This is a genomic window from Bartonella sp. B1098 (assembly GCF_944896145.1).
GTDB lineage: Bacteria > Pseudomonadota > Alphaproteobacteria > Rhizobiales > Rhizobiaceae > Bartonella.
Map to the genome: position 1 here is coordinate 563,260 of NZ_CALYLP010000002.1, position 14,553 is coordinate 577,812.

Annotated in this window: 7 protein-coding genes and 3 pseudogenes; all 10 read left to right on the forward strand. The window is 35.5% G+C overall.

The annotated features are described in order from the left end of the window. Positions 1-44 precede the first annotated feature (44 nt). The 10 genes and pseudogenes from NNJ85_RS02480 (at position 45) to NNJ85_RS02525 (ending at position 14,543) form a co-directional block, all read left to right on the forward strand. Positions 45-920: a toprim domain-containing protein gene (locus NNJ85_RS02480; protein ID WP_254473277.1), complete on the forward strand. Its 876-nt coding sequence runs from the start codon at positions 45-47 to the stop codon at positions 918-920. Next, positions 917-2,515, forward strand: a pseudogene (locus NNJ85_RS02485) (YfjI family protein). The gene NNJ85_RS02480 and the pseudogene NNJ85_RS02485 overlap by 4 nt, the downstream one beginning before the upstream one ends. Positions 2,516-3,127: 612 nt before the next feature. Then, positions 3,128-8,086, forward strand: coding sequence for a type ISP restriction/modification enzyme (locus tag NNJ85_RS02490; protein WP_254473279.1), 4,959 nt, complete (start codon positions 3,128-3,130; stop codon positions 8,084-8,086). Between the two features lie 1,335 nt (positions 8,087-9,421). Continuing rightward, a pseudogene (locus NNJ85_RS02495) lies at positions 9,422-10,179 on the forward strand (hypothetical protein). 88 nt (positions 10,180-10,267) lie between these two features. Continuing rightward, complete coding sequence (locus NNJ85_RS02500; protein WP_254473281.1) at positions 10,268-10,930, forward strand: hypothetical protein; 663 nt, start codon at positions 10,268-10,270, stop codon at positions 10,928-10,930. Positions 10,931-11,012: 82 nt separating this feature from the next. After that, complete coding sequence (locus NNJ85_RS02505; protein ID WP_254473283.1) at positions 11,013-11,780, forward strand: hypothetical protein; 768 nt, start codon at positions 11,013-11,015, stop codon at positions 11,778-11,780. Between the two features lie 936 nt (positions 11,781-12,716). Then, positions 12,717-13,067 (forward strand): type II toxin-antitoxin system RelE/ParE family toxin, encoded by a 351-nt coding sequence (locus NNJ85_RS02510; protein WP_254473285.1) that lies wholly within the window; start codon positions 12,717-12,719, stop codon positions 13,065-13,067. Position 13,068: 1 nt separating this feature from the next. After that, positions 13,069-13,392 (forward strand): helix-turn-helix domain-containing protein, encoded by a 324-nt coding sequence (locus NNJ85_RS02515; RefSeq protein WP_254473287.1) that lies wholly within the window; start codon positions 13,069-13,071, stop codon positions 13,390-13,392. Between the two features lie 165 nt (positions 13,393-13,557). Next, positions 13,558-14,013, forward strand: a pseudogene (locus NNJ85_RS02520) (lambda exonuclease family protein); the annotation flags it as partial. Positions 14,014-14,078: 65 nt separating this feature from the next. Then, a complete protein-coding gene (locus NNJ85_RS02525) occupies positions 14,079-14,543 on the forward strand; it encodes a DUF488 family protein (RefSeq protein WP_254473289.1) in 465 nt (154 codons plus the stop codon). The last annotated feature ends 10 nt before the right edge of the window (positions 14,544-14,553 follow it).

Genomic DNA, 14,553 nt, shown 5'->3' on the forward strand with positions numbered 1-14,553 from the left:
TAGCAGAGTCCGTCCTATGATGCAATCATTATAGGATCAAAAATATGTTTTCTTTTACGAATGCTTGGGGCATCACACGTGCCTTGCATGGGGTTTGGTATGGGCGTTATGGACTTGCCCGTTGCCCTGCTCATGATGATAGGCTGCCTAGCTTATCCATTACCAATGGACTTGATGGGCGTCTCTTACTCACTTGTTATGCTGGCTGCTCTTTTAGAGAGATCATACAAGCGCTTAGAAGAATTGGCTTGCTTGGAAAACAAGCCTTTTGGGATAAAGCTTATGATCATACGCTTTCTTTCTCAAAACAGTTTTGTGCTGATTTCAAACGAGCAAAAAAGATTTGGAAACAAAGTCAACCGATCAAAAATACTTTAGCAGAAACCTATTTACGCATGCGGGGTATTACGTGTGAATTATTTCCTTATTTACGATTTCACGACAAATGCCCTCACCCATTAGGAATGACATTGCCCGCGTTGGTAGCTCTTGTTAAGGGGGCTGGTTCCTTTGCCATTCATAGGACCTTTTTAAAAGCCAATGGCTGCAAAACAGATCAGAAACCAGCCAAAGCCATGTTGGGTTCTGTCATGGGCGGTGCTGTGCATTTAAATCAAGGCAATCCAAAACATCTGGTTATTTGTGAAGGTATTGAAACGGGTCTGTCTCTGCTGTCTGGTTTATTATCAGAACCCGTGAATTTATGGTCGTCTCTTTCCACCAGTGGCATGATGCGTGTGAATTTACCCCCGATAAAAGGGCGTCTGACAATTGCAATGGATGGGGATGATGCGGGTCGTAAAGCAGGTTTTACCCTAGCAAATCGTGCTTATAGCCAAGGCTTTGAGGTCTTTATCATGCAAGCTCCAAAAGGAACCGATTTTAACGATTTTCTCTATTATTCAAGGTACGTAATATGAAACAAGATAATAAAAATGTTTTAGAGAAGAATACCCCCGTCAATGATAACGATAATGCCTCTTTAAACGATAATGCTTGTTTAAAAGCCATTCCTTATAAACAAGCCTTGCAACAAAATGGTTGGGGGGAATTAAAACCAATTGCTACGGCTCTCTTACCCGTTGAACCTTTTAATCCATTACAACTCCCAATGCCATTCATGGACTATATTTATAACGTTTCAGAGCGTCAACAGGCTCCAATAGATTTTATTGCTGTCTCTGCGCTCTGTGGTTTGTCTGCTGTGATTGGTAATGGCGTGCGGATTGCTCCAAAACAGCATGATGATTGGACAATTGTTCCTAATCTCTGGGGGGCTCTTATTGGTCAATCGTCAACATATAAAACACCAGCCATGAAAGCCGCTTTAGCCCCTATCACGCGCCTTCAAAAGGAATGGTATAAAGAGTGGTTAAAGCAGAAAGAAAGGCAAGAAATTGAAGAGAGATTAGAAAGTTTAGACAAAAGAGAAAAAGAAAGACAAGCCAATAAAGCGCTTAAAAAAGGTGAGTGTGAAATAGCCCGTGCTCTGTTGTTTGAAACGCTCTCTAAAGACAGTGCTCATGATGATGATGATGTCTCGCGTTTTATTGTCAATGATGTGACGGTCGAAAAGCTTGGGGAATTGTTAAAAGAAAACCCCCGTGGTCTCTTAATGGTCCGTGATGAATTATCTGGGTTTTTAGCCGATTTGGAGAGAAAGGAATATCAAACAGACCGTTCTTTCTATTTAACAGCTTTTAATGGAGATGATCAATTTACCTATGACCGTATCGAGCGTGGAACCATTTTTATTCCCCATGTAACTTTATCAATGATTGGAGGCATTCAACCTTCACGAATTATTCCCATCATTCAAGCCATGCACCGTGGAATAAACGATGACGGTTTATTACAACGGTTTCAAATGCTGGTGTGGCCCGATGAGACAAAAGATTGGCAATTGGTTGATAGACCTCCCAATCAAGAGGGTTAGCAAAAGTATGAAGGGGTGTTTCGTTCTTTTCGTGATAAACGACTAGGTTCTCCAGAACATCCGCTGATCATGCGTTTTATGCCAAAAGCACAAGAGAAATTTTATGAATGGCTAGAAAATCTTCATAGAGAGGCAAAAAGTGATCGTTTCTCAGAAAGCTTACAATCGCATGTTTTAAAAATGCCAAAGACTATAGCAAGCCTTGCGTTGATTTTTGAACTTCTTGACAGTGGTGGTTTTGAAATTGGTCTCTATGCTATCACAACAGCGTTGCGTTGGGAAAAATATCTGATAAGTCATGCGAAACGTCTTTACGCAGCGGGGGATACATTAACAGCAGAGCGTGCAAAATTGATTGTCGAACGCTGTGATTGTTTACCCGATGTTTTTACGGCAAGGGATATCTATAGACGATGTTGGAGTTCTTTAAAAGATAAAGAAGCTGTGAAGCAAGCTTTAGAGCTTTTATGTCGTTCTAATCACCTGCGAAAAAAGTTTATAACACATCAGACAAGTGGACACCCTAGCGCCTATTATGAATGGCATCCTTTGGTCAAAAACAACAGCATAAAACAATAACACCTCTTTTGAAGTTTTTAAAACAATCACACAAAACTCTTTTTATAGCATTCTCATTAAGTAATTTTTTTCCAAAAAAAATGATCTGAATGACTTTGTAAAAAGAGTTTTGTCAGTGCTGTCAGTCTTGTCAGTTCTTTTTAGCCCCCCTTTCTATATATTTTTTAATCAAAAATAAAAGTTATTATATTTCAAAACGTTATTTTTTATTAAGTTTAAAAATAACAACCTATAGTGATATTATAAAACTATAGATACAACCCATAATATATTTTGAAGGTATTTTGAGAGTGTTAGGAACCTTCAAAACCTCTCTGTAAAGTTTGTATAAAACTTATCAAAATAATCATTATGATATTTTAAGCGCCCATAGTGCATTTGTCTTGATTAACACATCAAATGAATAGCAAATTTCACTACTTTGCTGATCTGATCTTTCTCATAGGCTGTTGATAAGTATCCTTTTAAAAACTCTTTTGAAAAAATTTATCCGTTTTTGCGCACTTTTCTACATTTTTTTCTCAATTCGTCCAAAATGGATTTAATAAGCTTCATTTCGATTTTTTTGAAAAGAATTAACCCTCTCATGCCAAAATGGAGCTCTGTTTTAATATGCTGCAATCTGTTAAGTCTGATAATAAACACGTCACTCTACGCTCTCTGTTGGAAGAGTATCGCGATCAAGCAACTTCAAATGCTAAAAAGGGAAAAATTTTTGAAGATTTTGTTAGCAAATATCTTATGCATGACCCTATCCATTATGGACGCTATGAAAAGGTTGAAAGCTATTTTGAATGGGCTAAAGAGCGTAAAGATTGGAATAAAAATGATATCGGCATTGATCTGGTTGCAAAACTTCGCAATCAAGAAGGCTATGTGGCTATTCAATGTAAGTTTTATAAAGCTGACCATCAGATCAGTAAAAAGGATATTGATAGCTTTATCGCAGCCTCTGGAAAAGACATCTTTAAATATCGCCTTCTCGTTGATAGCACTGAAAGTGAATTAAGTGACAATGTGAATGCCATGATTAAAGGACAAGCGATACCCGTTTATCGCATTGACCTTCGTCATATGGAAAACAGTCGTATAGATTGGCAAATATTTGCAACAAAACAAAAAGTTGTTCTGAAAGTTACAAAAGAACCTCGTCCCCATCAGAAAGAAGCCATCAAGAAAGTCTGTGAAGGTTTAGAAGAAGCAGACCGTGGCAAGCTAATTATGGCATGTGGTACGGGGAAGACGTTCACAAGCCTAAAAATAGCAGAGACCATAGCGGGAAAAGGCAAGCGTGTTTTGTTTCTAGTGCCTTCTCTTGCTTTAGTCTCACAAACAATCCGTGAATGGACCATTGATACAGAAATCCCCTTGCGTTCTTTTGCGGTGTGTTCGGATACAAAAGTAGGAAAGCGTCGTAAAAACCAAGATGATCTTGTTGGCATGGAAACATCAGATCTTGTTCTTCCTGCTACAACAGATGCAAAAGCCCTTGCCAAAGAAGCTTGTGAAAGCTTCGCAGAGGCAATGACCGTCATCTTTTCAACCTATCATTCCATTCAAGTGATTTCCGATGCGCAAAAGGAATATGGATTACCAGAATTTGATCTGATTATTTGTGATGAAGCACACCGTACGACGGGTGCTTCATTGGGAACAGACAAGCATGAATCTGAATTTATCAAGGTTCATGATAACAGCATCATTGGCGGCAAAAAACGTCTATATATGACAGCAACGCCTAAGATCTTTGCTGACAATGCTAAAAAACAAGCTCATGAAATGAATGGCATTCTGGCGTCTATGGATGATGAAGCGCTTTATGGAAAAGAGCTTTACACCTATACATTCTCAAAAGCCGTCCAGAATGAACTCTTAGTTCCTTATAAGATTATTATCTTGGGTGTTGATGAGGGGGAAATCAGTGAATCCATTCAACATCTGATGACCGATGAGAATTATGAACTTATCCTTGATGATAAGACTAAGATTATAGGCTGTTATCAAGCTCTGAGTAAAATAGATTTGAAAGTTGATTTGAGTGATGACCCCAAGCCTATGCGGCGGGCTTTGGCTTTTTGTAAAGATATTAAGACCTCTGAACGTATCCGTGATACATTTAACTCTCAAGAAATCCAGAAAGAATTGTCTAATCTTCATAAGCTCTATAAAGAAACGCCGCCTCTTCAGTGTACCTTTGCGCATATTGATGGAACACAAAGTGCCAAGAAACGTAACGAAGCTCTTGATTGGTTAAAGGAAGATGCGGGGGAGCATACGTGTCGTGTGTTGACCAATGTGCGTTGTTTGTCTGAAGGTGTTGATGTTCCTGCTCTTGATGCGATTATGTTTTTACACCCGCGCAAAAGCCAAGTGGATGTGATACAGGCGGTGGGGCGTATCATGCGTCGTTCCAAGGGCAAGAAGAGAGGTTATATCATTTTACCCGTTGGGGTACCTGCTGGGGTTTCTGCTGAAGAGGTTTTAAAATACAACAAGAGATACAGTGTTGTCTGGCAAGTGATCAATGCGTTGCTTTCCCATGATGAGAACTTTGAAGTAACCCTTAACCAGATGATTTTAGGTCAAGATGTTAGTCATACTTTAGAGATTGCTGCCTTAAAGAGTATGACGACGGTTGAAGATAAACTCCATGTTTATGAGAAACCAGAAAGCACGGGTCTTGATATTGGAAAAGCAGCCTATGAACCACAAAAATACATTCATAGCGTAACAGGAAGATTACCCTTTTATAAAGAGTTTCCTAATGCCCTTAAAACTCTTCTGGCTAAGAAATTTACCCTTGCGGATTATTGGGGCATCTGGGCTGGCAATGTTGCTGAGATTGCGCAAAATTATATCAATCATCTTAAAGATATCCTATCCGATGAAACCAGTGAAGCCTATCATGCTTTTGAGAGCTTTCATAAAGAACTAAAAAACAACTTAAACAGCGACATCAAACAAGAAGAAGCTCTAGAGATGTTAGGACAACATCTTGTAACGCGTCCCGTGTTTGAGGCCTTGTTTGATGGAAATGAATTTGTGCAAAACAATGCCATTTCACAAGCGATGGAAAAGATTTTAGCTGAATTGGATAAAACCAATATCAAGCAAGTCTCTAAAGAATTACAAGAGTTTTATGACAGCGTAAAATTCCGTGCCTCTGGAATTACAACCCCCCAAGCAAGACAGAACCTTATTATCAAGCTTTATGAAGATTTTTTTACCAAGGCATTTAAGAAAACCACGGATAGGCTTGGGATTGTTTATACCCCCGTTGAGGTTGTGGATTTTATCATTCACTCTGTTGATGATGTTTTACGCAATGAATTTGGTAAAAGTCTAGGATCACGGGGTGTTTCTATTCTCGACCCTTTTACAGGTACTGGAACCTTTATCACACGGTTGTTACAATCAAATCTCATCAAACCAGAAGATATGGAATATAAGTTCCGTCATGATATTCATGCTAATGAGATTGTCTTGCTCGCCTATTACATAGCCGCGATTAACATTGAATCGACCTATCATAGTCTTATGAAAGGTGATTATATCCCATTCAAGCATATTGGTTTAACCGATACGTTTCGAATGCTTGAAGAGAAAGATCTTATGGAAGGTATACTCAAAGAAAACAGTGAATATTTAGAACATCAAAAGAAACTGGATATCAAAGTTATTTTTGGTAACCCTCCTTATTCCATAGGACAAAAAAGTGAAAATGATAATAATGCTAATATAACCTATATTGCACTTGATACAAGAATTCGTAATACATATGCATCAAGATCTCAAGCAACACTAAAAAGAAATCTGTATGATAGTTATATCCGTGCTATCCGCTGGGCAAGTGACCGTATAAAAGACCGTGGTGTTATTGGTTTTGTTACAAATGCAAGTTTTGTAGATGCAAACGCTATGGCTGGCTTACGAAAATGCCTCGTTGAGGAATTTAGCAGCCTTTATATTTTCCATTTACGGGGGAATGCACGAACGTCTGGAGAGCAGCGTAAAAAAGAAAGTGGGGGAATTTTTGGTGAGGGATCTCGAGCCCCTATAGCTATTTCCATTCTTGTAAAAAATCCAGAATCTGAACAACGTGGCAAGATATATTTCCGTGATATTGGAGATTATCTTAAAAGAGAAGAAAAACTTACGATAATTGAATCCCTTGGAAGCATTGATGGCATCACACGGAGTGAACAAGGTTGGAAAATAATTACACCAGATAAGCACGGTGATTGGATCAATCAACGTGATGAAAGTTTCAAATCATTTTTAGTGTTAGGTGATAAAAAGGTTGGTAATAAAAAGCTTTTTGATACTTTTTCTTGTGGTATTGTAACAAGTCGCGATGCATGGGTTTATAACTCAAGCCGTGAAGCTTTAGCGAAAAATATGAAATCTATGATCACTTTTTATAATAGTGAAGTGGAGCGTTTTAATGATACTTATGCACATGCTGAACGTAAATCACGTGTAAAAGTTGTAAATGATTTCGTAAATTCAGATGTGAAAAAAATTAGTTGGAGTTTTAGTATTAAACAGCAATTAATTAGAGGAAAGGTTTTTGACTTTGAAGATACATGCCTTATGCAAAGTTCATATCGCCCTTTTACACAACAATGGCTCTATTATAATCATACCTTTAATGAAGCAATTTATCAAATGCCGCGTATATTCCCAATAGGGCAAGCGGTTGATAATAAGGTGATACAACTTACAAGTACAGGAGCAACAAAAGACTTTTCTGTCATCATGATTAAGAAAGTACCTGATTTTCATGCAATAGATACTAGCCAATGCTTTCCACTATATATTTATGAAGATGTTACAGCCTTAAAAGATAATAATCAGTCTTATTTATTTACGAATTCTATAGAGAAAAGCAAAAATACTGGTTTACAGAGGCGTGATGCCATTACTGATGAAGGACTAGACCATTTTAAAGCTACTTATCCGAATGAAAAAATTACTAAAGATGATCTATTCTATTATGTTTATGGGATTTTGCATTCGGAAGATTATCGTACCCGTTATGCTGATAATCTCTCTAAAGAATTGCCTCGTATCCCTTGTGTAAAAACTGCTGATGATTTTTGGAAATTTGTTACAGCAGGACGTGAATTGGGTCATTTGCACGTCAATTATGAAACTGTAGAACCTTATCCAGTCACATTTAAAAAAGGCAATCCAAAATTAACTGATATTCCTAATCCAGAAGAATTTTACTACGTTACAGAAATGAAATTCGCAAAAGTTAAGAATAGTAAGGAAAAGGATAAAACAACGGTTATTTATAATAGCAATATCATTATGACAGATATCCCTCTAGAGGCTTATAACTATATCGTCAATGGTAGACCTGCTCTTGAATGGGTTATGGGGCGTCAATGTGTAAAGACTGATAAAAAAAGTGGTATTGTGAATGATGCCAATCGCTATGCTGTTGAGACCATTGGCAACCCTGCTTACCCTCTAGAATTGTTTCAAAAGGTTATTACCGTAAGTTTAGAGACAATGAAAATCGTGAAAAAACTACCAAAATTAGAACTTAAAGAAACTGAATAAGCTTATTAAGGTATGCTCATATAATGGGTATGCTATCTTATAAGGGGTATAGAGTCTTATAATCATAATCTATACCTCTTTTATTAAGTTGATTAGATACAATCTTAAAAGGAGTGTTTATATGTGTTCTTCTAAAAAGAAATCATTTGCACTTTTAAACACCCTTATTTGTATTGCTTTAAGACTTTGAAGAAATCCACTCTTAAATAGAATACGCTTCTTTTGGATTACCTTTAAGAGATTATACCGTAATCTAAAGTGATAGCTTTATCCTTTTCAAAAGCTTTGTTTAAAGAGAGTTACATATATTCATTTTGCTTATAGGTTTTGAAGGTTCCTAACACTCTCAAAACACCTTCAAAATATATTATGAGTTGTATTTATAGCTTTATAATATCACTATAGGTTGTTATTTTTAAACTTAATAAAAATTAAGATATTGAAATATAATAACTTTTATTTTTGATTAAAAAATATATAGAAAGGGGGGGCTAAAAAGAACTGACAAGACTGACAGCACTGACAAAAGTCTATTAAAAGGGATTTTGCTCATCTCTATAATTAACAATCTCTCTTTAGATGTTTTCATAACAAGCTATAAATCACAATTATCCTATTTATAATCTCTCTTATGAAAATGAAAAATGATGCGGTGGCTATAAAGATTATAACAGCTATAAAGCACGCGTGAAAAAAGCAGGGTTTCATAATCATAATGCATTTTCATAATCACAATGCAAATGAAAGCATGATTATAAAGACAATCCCTATAAAAGGCTGTTAAGTTGCAAATGTGTTATAAAAAGAAATTAACAGAAATCTTTAAAACCATTTAGTAAAAAACAAGATAGGTTATAAAGTTAAAAATACGCATGATGAGAGCGTTTATAAATATTATAAATGTATAGATTCAAAAAATAACGCAATTGTTTAAGAAAGCACATAATATAGCTTTAAAAGCATATAATAAAAAAGAAGCAATTCATAATCATATGATAAATATTTATACACAATGCATTTAAAAAAATCATAAAAAATATCAAAAAATATAAAATATTATTTGACAATAAATACGTATTTTGTTATATAAATAATCAAGTGATTAACAAACACTTTCGTTAAGCGGATAGGTTACGAAACAACCTCTCTTATGCTTTTAAAATACTGGCTGTTTTTTATGTGTTAATTAGCATATAATGACTCTGTCGGGTGTGCTTACACCATACAATACCCTTATGGGAAAAGTGTAAGCAACGGACTTAACGCCGTGTTTGTTAGCACCCGATGCTTGTTAAGAGTGTCAATAACAAACAATTTTACGTTAAGGTTTTAATTATGACAAATATATCAAAAAACACCCCCGTTATTTCTAACATTTCAAATGAAACCGCTTCTATTAACAAACAAGAGCCTGCAAAAAATACGAATTTATTGATGATTGTGAATATATAGATGGTCATTTCTTAAAGCGAATTAGAGCTTTAAGAGATTTTGATGATGTCAAAAAAGGCGACCTCGGGGGGTATATTGAAAGTGAAGATAATCTCTCTCATGATGGCAATTGCTGGGTTTATGATAAAGCACGCGTTTTCCAAAATGCTAGGGTTTTTGAGAATGCTAAAGTAAAAAGCTTTTTTGTCGATGTTTATGGCAATGCTAAAATTTATGGCAATGCTATTTTTCAAGGCATGGCAATAAATGATTATTGTGAGGTTTATGGCAATGCTCATATTGAAAATGCCGTTATAATTGAAGGAAATGTTAAAATTTATGATAACGCCCGTGTAAGTGGGCATGCGCATATTTCTGATATGTCTGTTGTTTGTGATAATGCTCATGTCGGTGGCAATGCAAAAATAAGTGATGGTGCTTATATATGTGATTATTCTTATGTTATTGATGATGCCGTGGTTTGTGGTTCTTATGTATCAGGTTCTTCTTGTGTTCATAGCGCTGCCTCTTTAACTTCTGATGATCAAATTCATGATGAGGCAATTCCAAGATTTGGTAGTAAAGATGATTATTATCGTCATGAATATTATGATGATTATAGCTATGATGATGACAGCGCATATGAAAGTGACGCTGCTTAAATAAAGCACGGGCGCGGCGGGGGCGCCTGCTTTCTAACCAAATTCTTTCATTTTAAAAATTGAATCTTCTTTATAAAGGAATTGTGCTATGCAAAAAAAGTTTGCACTCACAAATGAGACACGTGTATTAAATAATCAAACTCTTTATCGCATTAAAGCATTAAGAGACTTTGCTGATGTTAAGGCTGGGGATTTAGGTGGCTTTATTGCAAATGAAAGTAACCTTTCTCATGATGGCAATTGCTGGGTATATGATAAAGCTCTTGTTTTAAATACTGCCTATATTTATGAAAATGCAAAAGTTTCTAATAACGCTATTATCATGGGCTTTGTTTATGGCAATGCGCATGTTTGTGACCGCGCCCGCGTTTATGCAAATGCTCATGTTTATGACAATGCGCATCTTTCTTATAACGCTTGGGTTTATCAATATGCAAGGGTTTATGGGAATGCAAAATTGTCAGGAAGTGCACGTATTCATAGCAATGCCGTGGTTTATGATCATGCTGTTGTAAGTGGCGCTGCAAAAATATATGGCAAGGTTTATGGCAATGCTAGCGTGGGGTCTCATACTGATGTTTACGGCTCTGTTTATGGGAATGCGAAAATCTCTGATTATATCGTGATTAGAGGCAAGGTCTATGGCAATGCAAGAATAAAAAGACATAGCGGTTTATGTTCGGTTCCCATAAATTGTGAGGTTTATGAAAACGATCACCTTGTAAAGATTATTGAAAACAAAGCAGCGTAAATAAAAGCAGCGGTGGTGCGGGGGCGCCCCTCTTTAAACATTTCATTTAAAAATTTATCGAATATTAGATTAGGAGTTACCTATGACCAGTACAATTGTATCTAAAAAATATGAATTTACTAATGAAAGTTTCACTTTTGATGGGATTATTTTACATCGTATACGTGCTTTAAGAGACTTTGCTGATGTTAAAGCCGGCTCTTTAGGTGGCTTTATTGAAAAGGAAGATAACCTCTCTCATGATGGTAATTGCTGGGTTTATGATGAGGCTCTTGTTTATGGCTATGCTCATGTTACTGATCATGCAAAAGTAAGGCATCTTTCTCATGTGCGGGGGCGTGTCTATGGCAATGCTGAGGTTTATGGCAAGGCTGTAATCACTCGATATGCAAAAATTTATGACCATGCTTGTGTCTATGACAGTGCTCATGTCGCAGGGAATGTTTATGGCAAAGCTCATGTGAGTGGTTGCGCCCGTGTTTATAGCAATTCCCATATTTATAATCATGCGCGCGTTTCTCATGATGCTTTTGTTTATGATCATGCAAGGATCTATGATCATTCAAAGGTTTCTGGGTCTGCTTGTATTTACAGCAGTGCAAAAATTTATGGACAAGCTGCTATCAAAGGCTTTGCAAAGATTTATGGCAAGGTCTATGGCAATGCTATAGTGAGTGGTCGTGCCGCGGTTTATGGCTCTGTTTATGGCAATGCGAAAATCTCTGGTTATGTCAAGGTTTGGGGTCGTGCCTATGGAAGAGCAAAAATAGATACACAAAGTAAGATAAAATTGGTTCCCGATAATTATGAGGTCTATAAAAGCGATGAGGTTGTAAAGATTGAGAAATAAAACAAATAATAGTATGTGAGTGCCTTCTTTATGGCTATAAATGCATTATAAGCATTGTTTAAAACGTATCATAAAAGAGAGAATTCAAAAAGAAAGCCGTGCCATTAATATGACGCGGCTTTCTAATTTTGATTCTAATGATTAAAATTAATCACCCACAATGGAGTAATGCATGCCTATATACAAAATGTATTATATTGCAAGCGTTTTCTTGTTTTTATGAAAACTTATCAAAAGGAACATAAATGATGGGTATCATCTTGATAGCATTCATTTGAATGAGAAAAACTATAAACGCTTGTTATGACTATCAAACGTATCAATAAAATGCCCTTTTCTTTAAAGAGATTCATTTGAAATAAAGCACATGATCAAAATGCTTCTTTAAAACGTTTTAAAATACTAAGCTCAAAATTGAGTTGAGTGAATTCAAATAACTGACATTCTAAAATAAAAACGTATTAAAATGCTTTGTAGGTTTATTAAGACAATCAAAAGCAAATATGTATTAAGTGAAATGTCTATAACAAAACCCATTTTTACATTTACGCGCGTTGGTTTTTAAAAGTAGCTTTTCATAAGACAAATAAACAAACGCTTTTTAGAACCTAAGTTTTAAGATTTGCTCTGCTGTGAAATCTAGATTTTTGTTTTTTCGTAAATAAGACGTTCTTAAGAGAAAATGATAACTAAGTTATAGCTGTTATAAAAGAGGTTTTAAGCGTTTCTTATAATCATCTCATTTTATGTTTCAAACGTTTAAACATTCCCTTAAAGAGGTTCTTATAAGCGTATTTTCACTTTTCATTAAAACCTAATTTCTTTGCAAATTAACCAGCTTAAATTCGAACTCATTATTTTAGAATAAAGCATTCCTAATTTTCATATTATTAAATAAGCACTTGAAATTATATCCATATGGATATATTAATAATTATGAGTAAAATAAAACGTATCATATGGCTTGGATCTTCACGAAAAGATATAAAAAGTTTTTCAGATCTTATTCAACAAAGGATTGGTTATACTCTTTATCTTGCTCAGATAGGAGATAAAGGAGAAAATGTTAAGGTTCTCAAGGGATTTGGATCTGCCAATGTTCTAGAAATTATCGAACGTGATATTCAAGGAACTTATCGTGCTGTTTATACGGTACAATATAAAAAGTCTCTTTATGTGTTGCATTGTTTCCAAAAAAAATCGACCCATGGCATTGCAACACCAAAACCAGATATCAACTTGATTAAAGAACGTCTCAAGTTAGCAGAACAATTAGAAGGAAATTAAAATGGTCAATGTTTTTCACGGTACTTCCAATGTCTATGCGGATCTTGGCTTTTCAGATTCTAGAGAGATGCTAATTAAAGCGCAACTTGCACATAAGATTAGTCAAATTCTTAAAGAAAAAAACTTAACACAAAAGCAAGCTAGTCAACTTTTAAAAATGACGCAACCAAAATTGTCTAAACTTTTAAGTGGAGAATTTCGAGGGATAAGTGAAATGAAAATGCTTGAGTGTTTGGCAAAATTGGGAAATGATATCAAGATTGTTGTGAGTTCGGAAAAAGTTAAAACGTTTGAAGGACGGTTTGAAGTTGTTTTTACCTCTTAAGCCTCTTTATGATTTGCTTTTTATGCTCTATTCATACATGGCAATCTTTTATAAAAAATGGTCAAATGAATCACGTATAAAAGGATGGATTCTTAAGTGGATTCATATAAAATAATTGCACATAACATATTGACTTTATTAATTTTTTATGTATAATACGTTATATATTTTATACAAGATATGAGATGGGGAATTGAACATGAAGAAGATGCCTTGAGAGAATATGCATTCATTTATGATACTGAAGTCACAAGGTGCGGCTTTATTCAACACCCCACAATAAAAATGGCGGGGGCTAGCCCTGATGGTCTGATTGATGAAGATGGGTTAATCGAAATCAAATGTCCTAGATCGACTAATCATATGCGGTTCATTATCGATAACGAAATCAAACCAGAATATCTCGCACAAATGCAGTTTCAAATGGCTTGTACGGGGCGCAAATGGTGTGATTTTATCAGTTATGACCCACGTTTTACGGGCGATTCATCTCTCTTTCGTATGAAAATCAAACGTATCCACCGTGATGAAAAGAAAATTGAAGAGATTAATCAAGCGGTTGAAAGCTTTTTAGCAGAAATAGAACGAGAGATACAAAGAATCTCAACAAAAGCCGCCTGAACTTTTGGGGGGCTTTGTTCTCGCATATTCCCTAGCTCCCACCCATTTGCATAAGGAAATTAAACATGTGTAATACCAAAGATGAGAAGCCTTGTTTTTTTACCATTGGTTATGAAGGAAAATCACTAGACCATTATCTGAATTGCCTCATAGAAAACAATGTTAAAACTTTGTGTAATGTTCGTAAAAATCCAATAAGTAGAAAACATGGTTTTTCAAAAAGGCAATTAGAGAAAGCTGTAAGCAACATTGGCATTGAATATATACACTTGCCTGAACTTGGAATTGCCTCTGAAAAAAGACGCAATCTGAAAACACGAGAAGATTATGAACATCTTTTTGAAGATTATCAAAATACAACTCTTAAGGATAATCTTCATGCAATAGAAAAATTATACCAGATTTTTTTAGATAAAAAACGTGTTGCTATTACTTGTTTTGAATCTGATGTGTGCATGTGTCATAGGGGAGAAATTACGACGGCTATTACACAACTAACAAATTGGAAATATGAAATTAAGCATATCTAACACATAACTT